This is a genomic window from Streptomyces sp. NPDC107498, from assembly GCF_055582805.1.
This window is the reverse complement of the sequence record NZ_JBVJPE010000007.1, coordinates 64,979-82,179: the sequence shown is the minus strand read 5'-3', so window position 1 is coordinate 82,179 and position 17,201 is coordinate 64,979. Positions and strand designations below refer to the sequence as shown.

The 17,201-nt window shown below is 73.7% G+C and carries 15 protein-coding genes; 11 read left to right on the top strand and 4 right to left on the bottom strand.

Annotation, left to right across the window (positions count from 1 at the left end; genetic code table 11):
- The first annotated feature begins 31 nt into the window (after positions 1 to 31).
- From sucB to ACZ66Z_RS14715, 4 genes are all read left to right on the top strand, one after another.
- The gene (sucB, locus tag ACZ66Z_RS14730; RefSeq protein WP_469934350.1) at positions 32 to 1,873 is read left to right on the top strand and encodes a 2-oxoglutarate dehydrogenase, E2 component, dihydrolipoamide succinyltransferase; all 1,842 of its coding nucleotides are present in this window, start codon (positions 32 to 34) and stop codon (positions 1,871 to 1,873) included.
- Positions 1,874 to 1,991: 118 nt separating this feature from the next.
- A complete protein-coding gene (locus ACZ66Z_RS14725; protein ID WP_073806834.1) occupies positions 1,992 to 2,615 on the top strand; it encodes a GntR family transcriptional regulator in 624 nt (207 codons plus the stop codon).
- A gap of 299 nt (positions 2,616 to 2,914) precedes the next feature.
- On the top strand, positions 2,915 to 5,620 hold the full coding sequence (aceE, locus tag ACZ66Z_RS14720; protein ID WP_469934349.1) for a pyruvate dehydrogenase (acetyl-transferring), homodimeric type: 2,706 nt from the start codon (positions 2,915 to 2,917) through the stop codon (positions 5,618 to 5,620).
- Positions 5,621 to 5,702: 82 nt separating this feature from the next.
- Positions 5,703 to 6,665: a helix-turn-helix transcriptional regulator gene (locus tag ACZ66Z_RS14715; RefSeq protein ID WP_469934348.1), complete on the top strand. Its 963-nt coding sequence runs from the start codon at positions 5,703 to 5,705 to the stop codon at positions 6,663 to 6,665.
- Here ACZ66Z_RS14715 and ACZ66Z_RS14710 read toward each other — a convergent pair.
- Positions 6,656 to 7,582 (bottom strand): SDR family oxidoreductase, encoded by a 927-nt coding sequence (locus tag ACZ66Z_RS14710; protein ID WP_469934347.1) that lies wholly within the window; start codon positions 7,580 to 7,582, stop codon positions 6,656 to 6,658. The genes ACZ66Z_RS14715 and ACZ66Z_RS14710 overlap by 10 nt on opposite strands.
- A 99-nt stretch (positions 7,583 to 7,681) precedes the next feature.
- On the opposite strand from ACZ66Z_RS14710, the gene ACZ66Z_RS14705 reads away from it, so the two are divergent.
- On the top strand, positions 7,682 to 8,203 hold the full coding sequence (locus ACZ66Z_RS14705) for a DUF4240 domain-containing protein (RefSeq protein WP_469934346.1): 522 nt from the start codon (positions 7,682 to 7,684) through the stop codon (positions 8,201 to 8,203).
- A 107-nt stretch (positions 8,204 to 8,310) separates the two neighbouring features.
- Here ACZ66Z_RS14705 and ACZ66Z_RS14700 read toward each other — a convergent pair whose 3' ends face one another.
- Positions 8,311 to 9,105 carry an SDR family NAD(P)-dependent oxidoreductase gene (locus ACZ66Z_RS14700; RefSeq protein ID WP_469934345.1) on the bottom strand — a complete coding sequence of 265 codons (795 nt, stop codon included), beginning with the start codon at positions 9,103 to 9,105 and terminating at the stop codon, positions 8,311 to 8,313.
- Between the two features lie 118 nt (positions 9,106 to 9,223).
- Between ACZ66Z_RS14700 and ACZ66Z_RS14695 the strand changes: the two genes are divergently transcribed.
- The gene (locus ACZ66Z_RS14695; protein WP_469934344.1) at positions 9,224 to 9,877 is read left to right on the top strand and encodes a TetR family transcriptional regulator; all 654 of its coding nucleotides are present in this window, start codon (positions 9,224 to 9,226) and stop codon (positions 9,875 to 9,877) included.
- Between the two features lie 9 nt (positions 9,878 to 9,886).
- Here ACZ66Z_RS14695 and ACZ66Z_RS14690 read toward each other — a convergent pair whose 3' ends face one another.
- Entirely contained in the window at positions 9,887 to 10,384 is a 498-nt protein-coding gene (locus tag ACZ66Z_RS14690) for a GNAT family N-acetyltransferase (protein ID WP_469934343.1), read from the bottom strand.
- Positions 10,385 to 10,422: 38 nt separating this feature from the next.
- Here ACZ66Z_RS14690 and ACZ66Z_RS14685 point away from each other — a divergent pair, with 38 nt between their 5' ends.
- Positions 10,423 to 11,337 carry a TIGR01777 family oxidoreductase gene (locus ACZ66Z_RS14685; RefSeq protein ID WP_469934342.1) on the top strand — a complete coding sequence of 305 codons (915 nt, stop codon included), beginning with the start codon at positions 10,423 to 10,425 and terminating at the stop codon, positions 11,335 to 11,337.
- A gap of 295 nt (positions 11,338 to 11,632) precedes the next feature.
- A complete protein-coding gene (locus ACZ66Z_RS14680) occupies positions 11,633 to 12,976 on the top strand; it encodes an NAD(P)/FAD-dependent oxidoreductase (RefSeq protein WP_469934341.1) in 1,344 nt (447 codons plus the stop codon).
- A 54-nt stretch (positions 12,977 to 13,030) separates the two neighbouring features.
- Here the strand turns inward: ACZ66Z_RS14680 and ACZ66Z_RS14675 are convergent, their stop codons facing one another.
- A complete protein-coding gene (locus ACZ66Z_RS14675) occupies positions 13,031 to 14,509 on the bottom strand; it encodes a regulator (protein WP_469934340.1) in 1,479 nt (492 codons plus the stop codon).
- A 288-nt stretch (positions 14,510 to 14,797) separates the two neighbouring features.
- Between ACZ66Z_RS14675 and lipB the strand changes: the two genes are divergently transcribed.
- The 3 genes from lipB (at position 14,798) to ACZ66Z_RS14660 (ending at position 17,193) form a co-directional block, all read left to right on the top strand.
- A complete protein-coding gene (gene lipB, locus ACZ66Z_RS14670; protein WP_469934339.1) occupies positions 14,798 to 15,631 on the top strand; it encodes a lipoyl(octanoyl) transferase LipB in 834 nt (277 codons plus the stop codon).
- A gap of 104 nt (positions 15,632 to 15,735) precedes the next feature.
- Entirely contained in the window at positions 15,736 to 16,704 is a 969-nt protein-coding gene (lipA, locus tag ACZ66Z_RS14665) for a lipoyl synthase (protein WP_469934338.1), read from the top strand.
- 273 nt (positions 16,705 to 16,977) lie between these two features.
- Positions 16,978 to 17,193, top strand: a complete 216-nt coding sequence (locus ACZ66Z_RS14660) for an SCO2195 family GlnR-regulated protein (RefSeq protein ID WP_469934337.1) — start codon at positions 16,978 to 16,980, stop codon at positions 17,191 to 17,193.
- Positions 17,194 to 17,201: the final 8 nt, after the last annotated feature.

Sequence of the window (17,201 nt, the reverse complement as noted above, 5' to 3'; positions counted from 1 at the left end):
TTTCCGCAATTCGTTAGGAGCAACTGAAACCATGTCGGTTTCCGTAACCCTGCCGGCGCTCGGCGAGAGCGTCACCGAGGGCACCGTCACCCGCTGGCTCAAGGCCGAGGGCGAGCGCGTCGAGGCCGACGAGCCGCTGCTCGAGGTCTCGACCGACAAGGTCGACACCGAGATCCCCGCCCCCGCCTCGGGCATCCTGGCCTCCATCAAGGTCGCCGAGGACGAGACGGTCGAGGTCGGCGCCGAGCTGGCCGTCATCGACGACGGCTCGGGCGCCCCCGAGGCCGCCCCGGCCCCCGCCGCCGAGGCCGCTCCGGCCCCCGCCGAGGCCGCCCCGGCTCCGGCCGCCGAGGCCCCGGCCGCCCCCGAGGCCCCGCAGGCCGTCCCGTCCACCGAGGTCCAGGAGCCGGCCCCGGCTCCGACGGCCGAGGCGACCGACGGCGGCGGTTCCGCCCAGGGCACCGACGTCGTCCTGCCGGCGCTCGGCGAGTCCGTCACCGAGGGCACCGTCACCCGCTGGCTGAAGTCGGTCGGCGAGTCCGTCGAGGCCGACGAGCCGCTGCTCGAGGTCTCCACGGACAAGGTCGACACCGAGATCCCCGCCCCCGCCTCCGGCGTTCTCCTGGAGATCGTCGTCGGCGAGGACGAGACCGCCGAGGTCGGCGCCAAGCTGGCCGTCATCGGCGCCGCGGGTGCCGCTCCGGCGGCCGCCCCGGCCCCGGCCGCTCCGGCTCCCGCCGCCGAGGCCCCGGCCCCCGCCGCCGCCCCGGCTCCGGCTGCCCCGGCTCCGGCTGCTCCGGCTCCGGCTCCGGCTGCTCCGGCTCCGGCCCCCGCGCCGGCCGCGCCGGCCGCTGCTCCGGCTCCGGCCGCCGCCGCCCCGTCGATCGCCCCGGCCGTGGTCACCCCGGTTCCGGCCGCCCCGGCCGCCGCCCCGGCTCCGGCCGAGGACGGCGCGTACGTGACCCCGCTGGTCCGCAAGCTCGCCACCGAGAACGGTGTCGACCTGGCGGCCGTCAAGGGCTCCGGCGTCGGCGGTCGCATCCGCAAGCAGGACGTCCTCGCGGCCGCCGAGGCCAAGAAGGCCGCCGCTGCCGCTCCGGCCTCCGCAGGCCATGCCGCCGCGCCGAAGGCCCCCGCCCTGGAGGCCTCCCCGCTGCGCGGTCAGACCGTCAAGATGACCCGCATGCGCAAGGTCATCGGCGACAACATGATGAAGGCGCTGCACGGCCAGGCCCAGCTGTCCTCGGTCGTCGAGGTCGACATCACCAAGCTGATGAAGCTGCGCGCCCGGGCGAAGGACGCGTTCGCCGCCCGTGAGGGCGTCAAGCTCTCCCCGATGCCGTTCTTCGTGAAGGCGGCGGCCCAGGCGTTGAAGGCCCACCCGGTCATCAACGCCCGGATCAACGAGGACGAGGGCACGATCACGTACTTCGACTCGGAGAACATCGGCATCGCCGTGGACTCCGAGAAGGGCCTGATGACCCCGGTCATCAAGGGTGCGGGCGACCTCAACATCGCCGGCATCTCGAAGGCCACCGCCGACCTGGCCGGCAAGGTCCGTGCCAGCAAGATCACGCCGGACGAGCTGTCCGGTGCGACCTTCACCATCAGCAACACCGGTTCGCGCGGTGCGCTGTTCGACACGATCATCGTGCCGCCGAACCAGGTCGCCATCCTGGGCATCGGTGCCACGGTCAAGCGTCCGGCCGTCATCGAGACCGCCGAGGGCACCGTCATCGGCGTCCGCGACATGACCTACCTGACGCTGTCCTACGACCACCGCCTGGTGGACGGTGCCGACGCGGCCCGCTACCTGACGGCCGTCAAGGCGATCCTGGAGGCCGGCGAGTTCGAGGTCGACCTCGGCCTCTGACCCGTCGCCCGAGGCGCAACGTAACGAGCCTCACCTGCGGCGCCCCCGTCCGGAAGTGTTTCCGGGCGGGGGCGCCGCCGTATTGTCTAAGGGTCAACACTCCCCGAGGAGCCGCTTCATGACCGTCCCCGTCGTCCACTCGCTGCGCGAGCAGATCCGCGAGCACATCGTGGAGGGGATCGTCAGCGGCCGCTGGAAGCCGGGCGAGCGCATCGTGGAGCGCCGGATCGCGACCGAGCTCGAGGTCTCCCAGACGCCCGTCCGCGAGGCGCTGCGCGAGCTGGAGTCGCTGCGGCTGATCGAGTCGGCGCCCAACAAGGGCGTCCGGGTCCGCAACCTCACCGCGGCCGACCTGGAGGAGAGCTACCCCGTCCGCGCGGGTCTGGAGCAGATCGCGGCCGAGCTGGCGGCCAGGCGGCTCGCGGCGGACTGCTCGGCCCTGGAGCCGCACGTGGCGGCCCTGTACGAGGCGGACGCGACCTCGGACGGGACGGCGCAGGTCCGGCACACGGTGGCCTTCCACCGGGAGCTGGTGAAGGCGGCCGGGAACGGGGTCCTGCTGCACACCTGGGAGACGCTCGGCATCGAGGTCTTCACGGCCCTGTCGATCCGCTGGCTGGGCACGGTCCAGAAGTCGTACGCGGAGGAGCACCAGGAGCTGGTGGAGGCCTTCCGGCGGGGCGACCCGAACATCGGCGCCCTGGTGAAGGCGCACGTCCTGGGCTGCGCGCCGCGCGCCTGATCCGTACGAGCCCCGAGCGGAGCCCCGTCGTCCGGCGGGGCTCCGCTCATTCGTGCGCTCCCCTTCTCAGACAGCTCCTCCCACCTGCGGGAACACCGCGAAAACAAGGCACCGGGTGCCCGTTTTCGCGGCACCCTGTGCCGACTTTCTCGATCTGAAGAGGTTTTCCGCTTCAACCCTTTGATCGATCATCGATCGCCGGTTTACAGTCTTCGGCGGGCCGTCACCCGGCCCTTCGCCCTGTCCTGCCAGACAAGGCCCCCTTATCTCCACCCCCATCTGTCCGGAAGGCGGCGATCATGACCGATCCCGTAGGCAAGATTCCGAGCGAGCTCGACCAGCTCCCGGACCGTGACACCGAGGAGACCGCCGAGTGGGCGGCCTCCCTGGACGCCGTCACCAAGGCCGCCGGCCCCCACCGGGCCGCCTACCTGATGCGCCGTACCCTCCAGCACGCCGAGGGCGCGGGCCTGGCCCTCCCCAAGCTCCTGGAGACGGACTACGTCAACACCATCCCCACCTCCGCCGAGCCCTCGGTCACCGAGTTCGGCGGCGACGAGGAGATGGAGCGGAAGATCACCGCGTGGAACCGCTGGAACGCGGCCGCGATGGTCACCCGCGGCTCCAAGCACGGCGTCGGCGGCCACATCGCCACCTTCGCCTCCGCGGCCTGGCTCTACGAGACCGGCTTCAACCACTTCTTCAAGGGCAAGGAAGCCGACGGTTCCGGCGACCAGCTCTACATCCAGGGCCACGCCTCCCCCGGCATCTACGCCCGCGCCTTCCTCGACGGGCGCCTGAACGAGGCCCACCTCGACAACTTCCGGCAGGAGTCCGGCGGCAACGGCCTGCCCTCCTACCCGCACCCGCGCCGCCTCCCCTGGCTGTGGGAGTTCCCCACCGTCTCCATGGGTCTGGGCCCGCTCTCCGCGATCTACCAGGCGCGCTTCAACCGCTACCTGACCAACCGCTCCATCAAGGACGTCTCCGCCTCGCACGTGTGGGCGTTCCTCGGCGACGGCGAGATGGACGAGCCCGAGTCGACCGCGGCCCTCGCCCTGGCGGCCCGCGAGGGTCTGGACAACCTGACCTTCGTCATCAACTGCAACCTGCAGCGCCTCGACGGCCCGGTCCGCGCCAACTTCAAGATCGTGCAGGAGCTGGAGGCCCAGTTCCGCGGCGCCGGCTGGAACGTCGTGAAGTCGCTGTGGGGCAACGCCTGGGACGAGCTGTTCGCGCTCGACACCACCGGCGCCCTCGTCCGCCGCCTCCGCGAGGTGCCGGACGCGCAGGTCCAGACGTACCAGACCCGCGACGCCGCCTACATCCGCCAGGACTTCTTCGGCAAGGACCCGGCGCTCGTCGCGATGGCGCAGCTGCTGAGCGACGACAAGATCCTCGAGTGCTTCCACCTCTCCCGCGGTGGTCACGAGCCGCGCAAGGTGTACGCCGCGTACAAGGCCGCCCTGGAGTTCAAGGGCGCGCCGACGGTCATCCTGGCGCAGACCGTCAAGGGCTTCACCCTGGGTGAGGGCTTCGCGTCGAAGAACGCGAACCACCAGATGAAGAAGCTGACGACGGACGAGTTCAAGAACATGCGTGACCTTCTTGAACTGCCCATCTCGGACGCGCAGTTCGTCGACGGCCAGGTGCCCTACGGCCACCCCGGCGCCGACTCCCCCGAGGTCCGCTACCTCCAGGAGCGCCGCGCGGCCCTCGGCGGCCCGGCCCCGGCCCGCCGCACGCACCCGCTCGCCCCGCTGCCGGCCCCGGCCGAGAAGGCGTTCACCGCGTTCGACAAGGGCTCCGGCTCGCAGTCGATGGCCACGACGATGGCGTTCGTGCGCCTCATCAAGGACCTGATCCGTGACAAGGAGACCGGCAGGCGCTGGGTCCCGATCGTCCCGGACGAGGCCCGCACCTTCGGCATGGAGTCGCTGTTCCCGTCGCTCGGCATCTACTCCCCGAAGGGCCAGACGTACGAGCCGGTCGACCGCGACCAGCTGATGTACTACAAGGAGGCCGTCAACGGCCAGATCCTGAACGAGGGCATCACCGAGGCCGGCTCGATGGCCGACTTCATCGCCGCGTCCACCGCGTACTCCACGCACGGTGAGGCGATGATCCCGTTCTACATCTTCTACTCGATGTTCGGCTGGCAGCGGACCGCCGACCAGATGTGGCAGCTCGGCGACCAGCTCGGCCGCGGCTTCCTCGTCGGCGCCACCGCCGGCCGCACCACCCTGACCGGTGAGGGCCTCCAGCACGCCGACGGCCACTCCCCCGTCATCGCGGCCACGAACCCGGCCGCCCTGACGTACGACCCGGCGTTCGCCTACGAGGTCGCGGTCATCGTCAAGGAGGGTCTGCGCCGGATGTACGGCGAGGCCGCCGAGGGCGAGGACCAGAACGTCTTCTACTACCTCACCGTCTACAACGAGCCGATGCCGCAGCCGGCCAAGCCGTCCGGCGTCGACGAGGGCATCGTCAAGGGCCTCTACCGCTTCAACACGGCGGAGTCGGCCGGCCTGGAGCTGCCCGCGAACGCCCCGCGCATCCAGCTGCTCTCCTCCGGCACGGCCATCCACTGGGCCCTGGAGGCGCAGAAGCTGCTCGCCGCCGAGTGGGGCGTGGGCGCCGACGTGTGGTCCGCCACCTCCTGGACCGAGCTGCGCCGCGACGCGCTGGAGGCCGACGCGGCCCTCCTGCGCGGCGAGGAGCAGGTGCCGTACCTCCGCAAGGCCCTGGAGGGCGTCGACTCCCCGGTCCTCGCGGTCTCCGACTACATGCGCCAGGTCCCGGACCAGATCGCGCAGTGGGTCGAGCAGGACTACACCTCGCTGGGCGCCGACGGCTTCGGCCTCTCGGACACCCGCGACGCGGCCCGCCGCCACTTCGGCGTCGACGCCCAGTCGATCGTCGTCGCGGCCCTGGCCCAGCTGGCCCGCCGCGGCGAGGTCCGGGCGACGGCCGTGAAGGAGGCGCGCGAGCGCTACGGCCTGTAAGGGCTCCGATCCGTCCGAGGGGCCGCCTCCGCACGCACATGCGGAGGCGGCCCCTCGGCGTGCGTGCGGCAGTCTGGTGGGCATGCGTGCCGCCCGCCTCATCAAAATGGTCCTGCTCCTCCAGAACCGGCCGTCCATGACCGCCGCCCAGCTCGCCGCCGAGCTGGAGGTGTCGGAGCGGACGATCACCCGGGACGCGCTCGCCCTGTCGGAGGCGGGGGTGCCGGTGTACGCGGACCGGGGCCGGACCGGCGGGTACCGGCTGGTCGGCGGGTACCGGACCCGGCTGACGGGGCTCGGGCGCGGCGAGGCGGAGGCGCTGTTCCTGTCCGGGCTGCCGGGCGCGCTGCGGGACATGGGCCTCGAGGACGCCGCCTCGGCGGCCCGGCTGAAGGTGTCGGCGGCGCTGCTGCCCTCGCTGCGGGACGCGCACGAGTCGGCGGCGCGGCGCTTCCTCCTGGACGCGCCGGGCTGGTACCAGGAGCCGGAGACGCCGGCCTCGCTGGCGCCGGTGGCGGAGGCGGTCTGGGACGACCGGTGGGTGTCGGCCCGGTACCGGCGCGGGGACGGCGTCGAGGTGGAGCGGGAGCTCCAGCCGTACGGCCTCGTCCTGAAGGCGGGCGTCTGGTACGTGTGCGCGCGCTCGGGTTCCTCGTTCCGCACGTACCGGGTGGACCGGTTCACGGCGGTGGCCGTGGGCGGGGCGCGGTTCGACCGGGACCCGGACTTCGACCTGTCGGTCTTCTGGGAGGAGCGGTCGGCGGAGTTCGCCCGCTCCCTGCTCCGTACGGAGGTGGTCGTGCGGCTCTCCGGGGCGGGCGCCCGCCGGCTGCCGCACGTCACGGACCGCGCGGCGGCCGAGGAGGCGCTGGCGGCGGGGACCTCCGAGGACGGCCGGGTGCGGGTCGTCCTCCGGGTGGAGAACGAGGAGGTCGCCTTCGGCCAGCTGCTCGGGCTCGGCCCGGAGGTGGAGGTGCTGGCCCCGGCCGCGCTCCGGGAGCGGTTCGCGGAGGCGGCCCGGGGCCTGGCGGAGCTCTACCGGTAGTCGGCCACGTCCGGCGTGCCGGTCTCGCTCGCGCCGATGAAGCCCCAGGCGTCCGGGCGGGAGCCGTCGGCGTCGGTGAAGCCGTACTCGCCGGCCAGCTGGGCGCTGGAGAGGGACCGCCCGGTCCAGCGGTGCCGGTCGGGGTCGGCGGCGAGGGCGGCGACGGCCCGGCCGACGTAGACCGGTGACTCGGAGACGCCGAAGTCGGGGATCTTCCCGGTGGCGTCGCGCCAGTTCTCCTCGGTGACGCCGAAGCCGGCGAGCATCTGCTCCGACCTGAGCCAGCCGGGGGTGACGACGACGGCGGTGCCGCCGTACTCCTCCAGTTCCTTCGCCAGGCCGAAGGCCATCCGGATCGGGGCGTTCTTGGCGAGGTCGTAGTAGAGGTTCTCGCGGAAGTGGGTGCTGTTGTACGCGGCGGTGCCGTCGGTGACCTCGACGACGAGTCCGCCGGGGTTGCGGATCAGCAGGGGGACGGCGAGGTGCGAGGTGATGGCGTGGGTCCGCACGCCGAGTTCGAGCATCCTGAGGCCGTCGGCGAGGTCGAGCTCCCAGGTCTTCTTGCCGAAGGAGGGGCCGATGAGGTGCTCGCCGCCCCACACGTCGTTGACGAGGACGTCGAGCCGGCCCCGCTCGCGGTCGATCCGGTCGACGAGGGCGCGGACCCGGTCGGGGTCCAGGTGGTCGGTGGGGACGGCGACCCCCTCGCCGCCGGCGGCCGTCACCAGTTCGGCGGTCTCCTCGATGGTCTCCGTGGCGCGGCCGACCTCGCTGACCCCGTCGCGGGTGGTGCGGCCGGTGACGTACACGGTGGCGCCGAGGGTGCCGAGCTGGACGGCGATGGCCCGCCCGGCGCCCCGGGTGGCCCCGGCGACCAGGCAGATCCGTCCGCGCAGGGGTGTGTTCTCGGTTGTCATGAACGTCAGACTGTCAGGAAATCACGACATCTTCTGTCGGGTTTCTTTTCGGGCTTTCCGGGTGCGTCGGACTCCGCGAGCCACGATGCTGGAGCGGTGATGGACGAGACCGAGTTCTGGGAGCTCATCGACACCACCCGCGAGGAAGCCGAGGGCGACCCCGAGGAGCAGGCCGATCTGCTCGTGGAGCGGCTGACCCGGCTCGACCCCGACTCGGTGCTCGACTACGCGCGCCATTTCGAGGCCCGCTTCAACCGCGCGTACCTCTGGGACCTGTGGGGTGCGGCGGCCGTCCTCTTCGACGGGGCGGGCGAGGAGGCCTTCGACTCGTTCCGCTGCTGGCTGATCGGCCAGGGCCGGGAGGTGTACGAGGGGGCCGTGCACGACCCGGACGCGCTGGCGGAGCTGCTCGGCGACTTCGACGTGGAGATCGACGGGGACGGCGAGGAGATCGGTTTCGCCGCCGACGAGGCGTACGAGCAGCTGACCGGTGGCGAGACCCCCGACCTGGGCATTCCGATGCCGGGCGGGGAGCCGCTGGGCACCCCCTTCGACCTGGGGGACGACGACGCGCTCGCGGCCCGCTTCCCCCGGCTGTGGGAGCGCTTCGGCACGACGTAGGGGCGCGGACGGCGGGGTCCGCGCCCCGGACGGTGGGACCGGCCGGCTCCGGGGCCTTCCGGCCGGGAGCGCGGCCGCGTGCGGCGCGGCCGTGTGCGGCGCGGCCGTCAGAAGTGGGTTCCGCCGTCGATGCGGACCTCGGTGCCGGTGATGAACTTCCCGTCCTCGGAGGCGAGCATCGCGACGACGCCGGCGACGGTCTCGGGGCCGGCGAAGCCCTGGCCGAGGGCGGGGGCGAGCTTCATGAAGAGGGAGAAGTCGGCGTCCTGGGGGAGGCCGGGGCCCACGGACTGCTTGGAGGCGCCGGAGCCGTCGGTCATGCCGGAGGAGATGGAGCCGGGCTGGACGGCGGTGAAGCGGATGCCCTGCTTGGCGTACTCGGCGGCGAGCGCGTGGGTCATGGACTGGATGCCGCCCTTGCTGGCCGCGTAGGCGGACATGTAGGGGTGGGCGAACAGCGCGGAGGTGGAGGAGAAGTTGACGACGGCGGAGCCGTTGCCCTCCAGGAGCGCCGGCACGGCCTCGCGGATCACGAGGAAGGTGCCGGTGAGGTTGATCCGGATCACCTGCTCGAAGGAGTCCAGGCTCGTCTCGTGGGTGTGCGAGGAGCGCAGGATGCCGGCCGCGTTGACCAGGACGTCCAGGCCGCCGAGCGCCTCGACTGCGGCGGCGACGCCGGCCCGTACGGAGTCCTCGTCGGCGACGTTCACGACGACGGTGGTGAGGCGGTCGGCGGCGGCGCCGGCCTTGGCGGCGGTGTCCTCGAGGCCGTCCTCGCTGATGTCGGCGGCGACGACCCGGCCGCCCTCGGCGAGCATGCGCAGGACGGTGGCCTGGCCGATGCCGGAGCCGCCGCCGGTGATGAGGGCGCGGCGGCCTTCGTAACGGGTCAGCTGGTTCATGACGACAACCTCTCGATGTCAAGCTTTCCGGGAATGCCGCCACCGTACGCCGAAGTGGCACGTTTTGCCATACCTGCACGTCATGCATCCACGGCAGGCGCAGGCGTACGCTTCGTGGGTGAGCACCAAGCCCGAGGACGCCGCGCCCCCCACCCCCTCGCTGACGGAGCGCCGCAAGGCCGCCACCCAGCTCGACATCGCCCGCGCCGCCGCCGAGCTCTTCACCGAGCGCGGCCCCGACGGCACCACGGCCGAGGAGATCGCCCGGCGGGCCGGCGTCGCCCTGCGCACCTTCTACCGCTACTTCCGTTCCAAGCAGGACGCCGTCGCCCCGCTCCTCGCGGGCGGCGCCGACCGCTGGCGGGAACTCCTCGCCGCGACGGAACCGGGCGCCGGCGTGCCCGAGGCCCTGGAGCGCTCGATCGCCGCGTCGCTCACCCCGGCGACCGACGCGGACGCGGAGGGACTGCGCTGGACGCGCGGGCTGCTGCGGGCCGCCGCGGAGGACCCCGCCCTCCGGGCCGTCTGGTACCGGGTCAACCAGGAGTCCGAGGAGCGGCTGCGCGAGGTCGTCGCCGGGCTCGCCGGGCCGGAGGCCGACCCGCTGGAGGTGCGGCTCGCGGCGGCGGCGGCCACCGACGCCATCCGGATCGCCCTGGAGAGCTGGGCGGAGACGGACGCCCCGGAGCGCGGAGAGGGCGCGCCGGCCGCGCTCGCGGTCCGCTGCCTGCGCGAACTGATGGGCGGCATGCGGCTGTTGCGGGACGCGTGACGGGGCCCCTCAGCCCAGGAGCGACCGGCCCATGAGCACGTCGTCCACGTACGCCCCGTCGAGGAACAGCTCCCCCGGCAGCACGCCCTCGACCACGAAGCCCTCGGAGGCGTAGAGCGCGCGGGCCGGCGCGTTGTGACCGAGGACCCGCAGGGTGATCCGTACGGCCCCCTCCTCCCGGGCCCGGTCCACGGCGGCCCGCAGCAGCGCCCGCGCGACGCCCTCGCCCCGGGCGGACCCGGCGACGGCGAGGCCCTGGATCTGGCGGACGTGGGCGGTGGCGGCGAGCGGGGTCGGCGGCACCACCCGGACGAAACCGACGACCGCTCCGCCGCGCACCGCCACGAGGTGGTCCCCGGGCGGATGGCTCGCGTCGAAGAAGGGCGCGCCCGGCGCCGGGACCGGCAGCACGGCGTGGAGCGTCGACCAGGTGCTCCGGTCGAGCTCCGCGAGCGCGGCGTCGTCGTCCTGCACGGCGGTGCGTATCTGCGTCTCCGGCACGATCATGACGGTCACTGTGCCACGCGCCGGTCGGGGAGGGCAGGATGGTGGGCATGCAGCGTTCCGCCACTCGCAAGCGCGTCGCCGTCACCGGCGCCTCCGGCCTCATCGGCTCGGCCCTGGTCCGCTCCCTGCGCGCCGACGGCCACGACGTCCTCCGCCTCGTCCGCCGCCCCGCCCGCACCGCCGACGAGGTCGAATGGGACCCGAAGCGGCTGTACGTGGACGCCGCCGGGCTCGTCGGCGTCGACGCCGTCGTGCACCTGGCGGGCGCCGGCGTCGGTGAGCGCCGCTGGAGCGAGGCGTACAAGAAGGAGATCCGGGACAGCCGGGTCCTCGGCACGACGGCGATCTCCCAGGCGCTCGCCTCGCTCGCCGACCCGCCGGAGACGCTGGTCTGCGGCACGGCGCTCGGCTGGTACGGGGACACCGGCACGCGCGCGGTGGACGAGAGCGCCCCCGCCGGCACGGGCTTCCTGCCCTCGGTGTGCGTGGAGTGGGAGGCGGCGGCCGCCCCCGCCGAGGAGGCCGGCATCCGGGTCGCCTACGCCCGTACGGGCCTGGTGGTCGCCCGCGAGGGCGGCGCCTGGGGGCGGCTCTTCCCCGTCTTCCGCGCGGGACTCGGCGGCAGGCTGGGCGACGGCCGGCAGTACTGGAGCTTCATCTCGCTGCACGACGAGGTGGCCGCGCTGCGCCACGTCCTCGACACGGGGTCCCTGTCCGGCCCGGTGAACCTGACCGCCCCGGACCCGGTCACCAACCGCGAGGTGACCGCCGCGATGGGCCGCGTGCTGCGCCGCCCGACCCCCTTCCCGGTCCCGGCCGCCGCGCTCCGCGTGGCCCTCGGCGACTTCGCCGCCGACGTCCTGGGCAGCCAGCGCGTCCTGCCCGGCCGCCTGCTGGAGACCGGCTTCGACTTCGCGTTCCCGACGATCGACGAGTCGATCCGCGCCGCCTGACTCCGGCCCCCTCCTCGCCGGAGGTCGATCCACCGGGCCGACGGGACGCTCGACGCCCCGTCGGCCACGGTTCCGGGCGGCGGTCGGGCCGCGCCTCGCGGACGTCCCCGCACCCGAAACCCCCGGCCCCGCCGAGCCGTGCGACCCCGTGCTCCGGTCCCTCCGGACGCACGGGGGGCACCGTCGCGACGCGGCTCCTAGGATCGACCCCCGAGATGGAACCGAACTCGGGCATTCCGTCGGTCTGTTGGGGGCATGAGCCTCCCACCAGTCACGCCGACCTGGGGAGGGGCACGTGCTCAGTAGCGCACGCCACACGGACGTCGTCGTCGTCGGAGCCGGAACGGCGGGCCTGGCCGCGGCCCACCGGCTGACCGGTGCCGGGCTGACCGTCACGGTCCTCGAGGCCGCTTCGCGGACGGGCGGGCGGATGGACACCGAGGTCGTGGACGGCTTCCGGCTGGACCGGCTCGGGCAGTTGCCCGGCGCCTCCGCCTCGGAGCTGCGCGGCACGCCGGGCCTGGCCGCCCTGACGCTGCGTCCGTTCTCGGCCGGAGTCCTGGTCCACCAGGACGGACGGTACGTCAGGGCGGTGGAGGGGGCCCACGTCCGGGGGGTACGGGGCGCGGGACCGGCCGGCCCGGCCGGCCGCTGGGGCGTGGGGGGCGCGCTCACCATGGCGCGCGCCCTCGCGAGCGCCCCCCGGTCACTGGACCAGGCCCGCCTCGGCGCGGCCCTCGCCCGGCTCGCGGCGACGCCGGTCCCCCGGCTGCTCGCCCGCCCGGAACGGACCGCGCTCGACGCGCTGAACGCCCGGCTGCCCGCCCGTACCGTGCAGGGCTTCCTGCGCCCGCTGCTCGGCGCCCTGCTCGGCGACCCCGACCTGAGCACCTCCAGCCGATGCGCCGACCTCGCGCTGCGCGCCTTCGCGCTGGGCGGGCTGTGCGTGCCGGAGGGCGGCGCGGGGACGGTCCCGGCCCTGCTGGCGGCGGGGCTGCCGCCGGGCACGGTGCGCACCGGGGTGCGCGTGACGGAGGTGTCGATCGACCGCGTGACGACCGCCGACCACGGGGTGTTCCGCTGCCGCGCGGTCGTCCTGGCGACCGGGGGCCGGGCGGCGGCCGAGCTGCTGCCCGGACTGCGGGTCCCGGACTTCCGCACGGTCACGGTGCTGCACCACACCGCACCCTCGCCTCCCCCGCTCGGCGAGCGTGCGCTGCTGCTCGAGTCCGATCCGGGCGGCCCGGTCGCGCACACGGCCGTGATGAGCTCGGTGGACCCCTCGCGCGCCCCGGCGGGGCGGGTGCTGGTCAGCTCCACGGTCCTGGGGCCGCCGCCGGACGACCTGGAGCGCCGGGTCCGCAAGCACCTGGCCACGCTCTACGCCTGCTCGACGGACGACTGGGAACTGCTCGGACTGCACCACGACCCGGAGGCGGTCCCGGCGATGCCGCCGCCGTACGACCCGCAGCGCACGGTGCGGATCCTGGCCGGTCTGTACGTCTGCGGCGACCACCGCGGCACCGGCACCCCGCGGGCCGCCCTCACCTCCGCGCGCCGCGCCGCCCTGTCCCTCCTCGCGGACTTCGGCGTCCGCGAGGACCACCGGGCCGGGGCGGAGGTCCCGCTGGCCGCGTAGGGGCGTCCTGCCGGCCGGGCCGGACCGGCAGGGCACCCCCTGGGGGCCGGGCGGCTAGCCGATCGCCGCGACGCGGTCCCGGTAGGTGCGGGCGGCGGCCGCGTCGCGGTACGGCTCCAGCCGGCGCTCGAAGTCGCGGACGTATTCGAGCGCCCGCGCCGACCGCATCTCCGAGGCCTGCTGCGCCGCCTCCGCGCCCAGCGCGCACGCCTGGTCGAGTTCGCCGAGGGCCAGGCGCGAGGTGGCGAGGACGACCCGGCAGAACAGGCGGCTGCGGGCGAAGCCGGGCGCGCGGAGCTGGAGCGCGCGCTCGGCGTGCTGCGCGGCGGTCCGGTACTGCTGGAGGTCCCGGTGGCAGTGCCCGAGCTCGTCGGCGAGCTGCGCCTCGTCGAAGTGGCGGGCCCAGTACGGCACCTCGTCGCCGGGCCGGGCCGCTTCGAGGGCCCGCTCGGCGCGGACCAGGGAGGCGTTGCAGGCCCGCGCCTCGCCGAGGACGGCGTGCCCGCGCGCCTCGATGGCGTGCAGCATCGCCTGGACGACGGGCGGGGCGGCGGGGCCGACGCCCTGCTGGGCGACCCGGGCGAGCTGGACGGCCTCGCGGCCGTGGCCGAGGTAGACGGCCTGGCAGCTCATGGTGAGGAGCACGTACGAGCCGTAGGCCCGGTCCCCGGCCGCCTGGGCGAGGCGCAGCGCCTGGACGAAGTAGCGCTGGGCGAGGCCGTGGGCGGCGATGTCGTACGAGGTCCAGCCGGCGAGCCGGGTGAGGTCGGCGGCGGCGGCGAAGAGCCGGCGGCCGGTGGACTCCCCGTACGTGCCGCGCAGCATGGGCTCGGCCTCGTGCTCCAGGTAGCGGACGAGGGCCTGGCGGGCGTGGCCGCCGCCGTAGGCGTGGTCGAGGGTGCGGAAGAGTTCGCCGACGGAGCGGAGGGCGGCGATGTCGCCGCTGGAGACCCGCTGGCCGGGGGCCCTGTCCGTGCCGCGCTGGCGGGGGACGGAGAAGCGGCCCTGGTGCGGGACCCGGGGGTCCTGCGCGGCTCCGACGGGGGCGCCCGGCGGGCGGGCGGCGGAGCCGGGCTCGCCGCGGGCGACCCGGTCGTCGGCGCGGCCGATCAGCCAGTCGCGGCTGGGGACGACGAGGCCGGCCGGGGTGAAGGCGATCTTGCGGAGTTCCGCGTGGCTGCCGGAGTCCTTGCGCCACAGGCCGCTGACGATGTCGACGGCCTCCTCGGGGGTGGCGGCGAACTCCAGGCCCGCGTAGACGGGCGCGCAGGCGTCGAGGCCGAGGTCCTGGGCGGAGAGACGGCGGCCGAGGCGACGGGTGAAGACCTCGGCGATGAGGGCGGGGGTGGTGCCGCGCGGTTGCTGACCGCGGAGCCAGCGGGTCACGGAGGTCTTGTCGTACCGCAGGTCGAGCCCGTGTTCCAGACCGAGCTGGTCGACCCGTCTGGCGAGCCCCGCGTTGGAGAACCCGGCTTCGGCGATGAGCGCGGCGAGCTGGCGGTTCGGGATGCGCTGCGGTGGTCGTTCCGTCATCAGCTGTGCGGTCTCCTGCCTTCCGGGCCCGGGCGGCAGTCCCGTCGGACCCTCATGGAACGGCGTGAATTTAGCGGTCTCCACGGCCCGTACCGCCGCCTTCGCCCCACATTCATCCGATCGTGTGAGGATTGACGGCACCGCTGACGTAGGCGCCCCCGTCCACCTGCCGGAGGGGCGTCCCCGGCGCCGCCGTACAGTGGCATGGGTGCGAATGACGCATGGTGCCGCGCCGGCCCGGGATGATCCCCGGCTCCCGGCTCCCGGCACCCAGGAGGAGGCATGGCCGTGAGTGAGCTGCGATTCGTCCGCCTTGGGTTCGGCGAGGAAGCCGTCGACTACCAGGTGGCCTGGGACAAGCAGCGCGACGTGCACGCCGCGCGGTTCGCCGACGAGATCGACGACACCTGTCTGCTGCTGGAGCACACGCCGGTCTACACGGCCGGCCGGCGCACGCAGGAGAACGAGCGGCCGCTGGACGGCACGCCGGTGGTGGACGTGGACCGGGGCGGCAAGATCACCTGGCACGGCCCGGGCCAGCTGGTCGGCTATCCGATCATGAAGCTGCCCCGCCCGGTGGACGTCGTCGCGCACGTGCGCCGTCTGGAGGAGGCCCTGATCCGTACGGCCGCCGAGTTCGGCGTGGAGACGTCCCGGGTCGAGGGGCGCAGCGGAGTCTGGGTCCTCGGTGACCCGGTGGAGCGGCGGCCGTCGATCGGCGGGCTCTCCCTGGACTTCGACCCCCGGCTGACGGACGAGGAGTTCGACCCGCGCCTGAACGGCCCCGGGTACGCCCCGTCCAACGCCGGCCAGCGCCGCGAGGACCGGAAGCTCGCCGCGATCGGCATCCGGGTGGCCAAGGGCGTCACCATGCACGGCTTCGCGTTCAACGTGAACCCGGACAACACCTGGTTCGACCGGATCATCCCGTGCGGCATCCGGGACGCGGGCGTGGCCTCGCTCGCCGACGAGCTCGGCCGGGACGTCACGATCGAGGAGGTGCTCCCGGTCGTGGAGAAGCACCTGCGGGACGTGCTGGAGAACGCGGAGCCGAAGCCGCGGCTCATCGAGCGCGAGAGCGCGGGCGAAGGCGCGCGCGAGACGGAGCGGGCCCCGGCCTGAGGAATGCCGAGCTCTGGCCACGGGTTGCCCGTAGGTAGAGCAAGACAGGGAACCAACGGGCGTACCCTGGTGTGCGCCGAAGAATCGAAGCTACAGGAGCCGATGTGTCCGCAGTCGCCCCCGACGGACGCAAGATGCTGCGCCTGGAGGTCCGGAACGCCCAGACCCCCATCGAGCGCAAGCCCGAGTGGATCAAGACCCGCGCGAAGATGGGTCCCGAGTACACGAAGATGCAGGGCCTCGTGAAGAGCGAGGGCCTGCACACGGTCTGCCAGGAGGCGGGCTGTCCCAACATCTTCGAGTGCTGGGAGGACCGCGAGGCGACCTTCCTCATCGGCGGTGACCAGTGCACCCGGCGCTGCGACTTCTGCCAGATCGACACGGGCAAGCCCGAGGCGCTGGACCGCGACGAGCCGCGCCGCGTGGGCGAGTCGGTCGTCACGATGGACCTGAACTACGCCACCATCACGGGCGTCGCGCGCGACGACCTGGAGGACGGCGGCGCCTGGCTGTACGCGGAGACCGTGCGCCAGATCCACCGGCAGACGGCGGACCGCGCCGAGGGCCGCACCAAGGTCGAGCTGCTCGCCCCCGACTTCAACGCGGTGCCGGAGCTCCTCAAGGAGGTCTTCGACTCGCGCCCCGAGGTCTTCGCGCACAACGTCGAGACCGTCCCGCGGATCTTCAAGCGGATCCGTCCGGGCTTCCGCTACGAGCGCTCCCTGGACGTCATCACCCAGGCCCGTGACTACGGTCTGGTCACGAAGTCGAACCTGATCCTCGGCATGGGCGAGACCCGCGAGGAGATCAGCGAGGCGCTCCAGCAGCTGCACGACGCGGGCTGCGAGCTCATCACGATCACGCAGTACCTGCGCCCCTCGGTCCGGCACCACCCCGTGGAGCGCTGGGTCAAGCCGCAGGAGTTCGTGGAGCTGAAGGAGGAGGCCGACGAGATCGGCTTCTCCGGCGTGATGTCGGGCCCGCTGGTCCGCTCCTCGTACCGCGCGGGCCGGCTGTACCAGCAGGCGATCGAGAAGCGCGGCGCGGTCGACAACGCCACCCAGGCGGTCTGAGCCCGCCCCGAGCCCGTGTGAATCTCCGCACAAGTGGTTACCGGCCGGTAGTGACCGGATCCGACGCGGCCCGTACGCCCCCGCAGCTCAGGGGGCCGCACGGGCCGCGTCGGCGTCCGGCGGGTCCTCCACATGGCCGCATCAACGTTTCATCAGTGTTTGACCACCGGGTCACGCCCTGGTAACACCGATCTGTGAGCCTGGTTTCACTCACCGCCACCCCCCGCTCACACCCCCGCCTCGTCTCACCCGCAATCGAGGGAGGACCCCGCCATGCCGGCCGCATCGACGCACGTGCGCGTCACCGCGATCCCGTCCGTCACCGACGCCCTGAGGGCCGTGGAGGCCCTGCTCCTGGGCGCCGGCCAGCGCACCGCACGACGGAACGCCTGGAACTCCGTCCTGGAGGACCGTCGCCGCGCCAAGGACCGGGTGGAGGCCCAGCACGTGTTGGAGGCCGCGTCGGGCCGGGCTTCCCGGGCCACGTAAACTTCTGG

What these genes read in the sequence shown, in the direction of transcription:
- sucB (WP_469934350.1), top strand. Translation starts at nt 32, where the DNA reads ATGTCGGTTTCCGTAACCCTGCCGGCGCTCGGCGAGAGCGTCACCGAG.
- ACZ66Z_RS14725 (WP_073806834.1), top strand. Translation starts at nt 1,992, where the DNA reads ATGACCGTCCCCGTCGTCCACTCGCTGCGCGAGCAGATCCGCGAGCAC.
- aceE (WP_469934349.1), top strand. Translation starts at nt 2,915, where the DNA reads ATGACCGATCCCGTAGGCAAGATTCCGAGCGAGCTCGACCAGCTCCCG.
- ACZ66Z_RS14715 (WP_469934348.1), top strand. Translation starts at nt 5,703, where the DNA reads ATGCGTGCCGCCCGCCTCATCAAAATGGTCCTGCTCCTCCAGAACCGG.
- ACZ66Z_RS14710 (WP_469934347.1), bottom strand. Translation starts at nt 7,582, where the DNA reads ATGACAACCGAGAACACACCCCTGCGCGGACGGATCTGCCTGGTCGCC.
- ACZ66Z_RS14705 (WP_469934346.1), top strand. Translation starts at nt 7,682, where the DNA reads ATGGACGAGACCGAGTTCTGGGAGCTCATCGACACCACCCGCGAGGAA.
- ACZ66Z_RS14700 (WP_469934345.1), bottom strand. Translation starts at nt 9,105, where the DNA reads ATGAACCAGCTGACCCGTTACGAAGGCCGCCGCGCCCTCATCACCGGC.
- ACZ66Z_RS14690 (WP_469934343.1), bottom strand. Translation starts at nt 10,384, where the DNA reads ATGATCGTGCCGGAGACGCAGATACGCACCGCCGTGCAGGACGACGAC.
- ACZ66Z_RS14685 (WP_469934342.1), top strand. Translation starts at nt 10,423, where the DNA reads ATGGTGGGCATGCAGCGTTCCGCCACTCGCAAGCGCGTCGCCGTCACC.
- ACZ66Z_RS14675 (WP_469934340.1), bottom strand. Translation starts at nt 14,509, where the DNA reads ATGACGGAACGACCACCGCAGCGCATCCCGAACCGCCAGCTCGCCGCG.
- ACZ66Z_RS14660 (WP_469934337.1), top strand. Translation starts at nt 16,978, where the DNA reads ATGCCGGCCGCATCGACGCACGTGCGCGTCACCGCGATCCCGTCCGTC.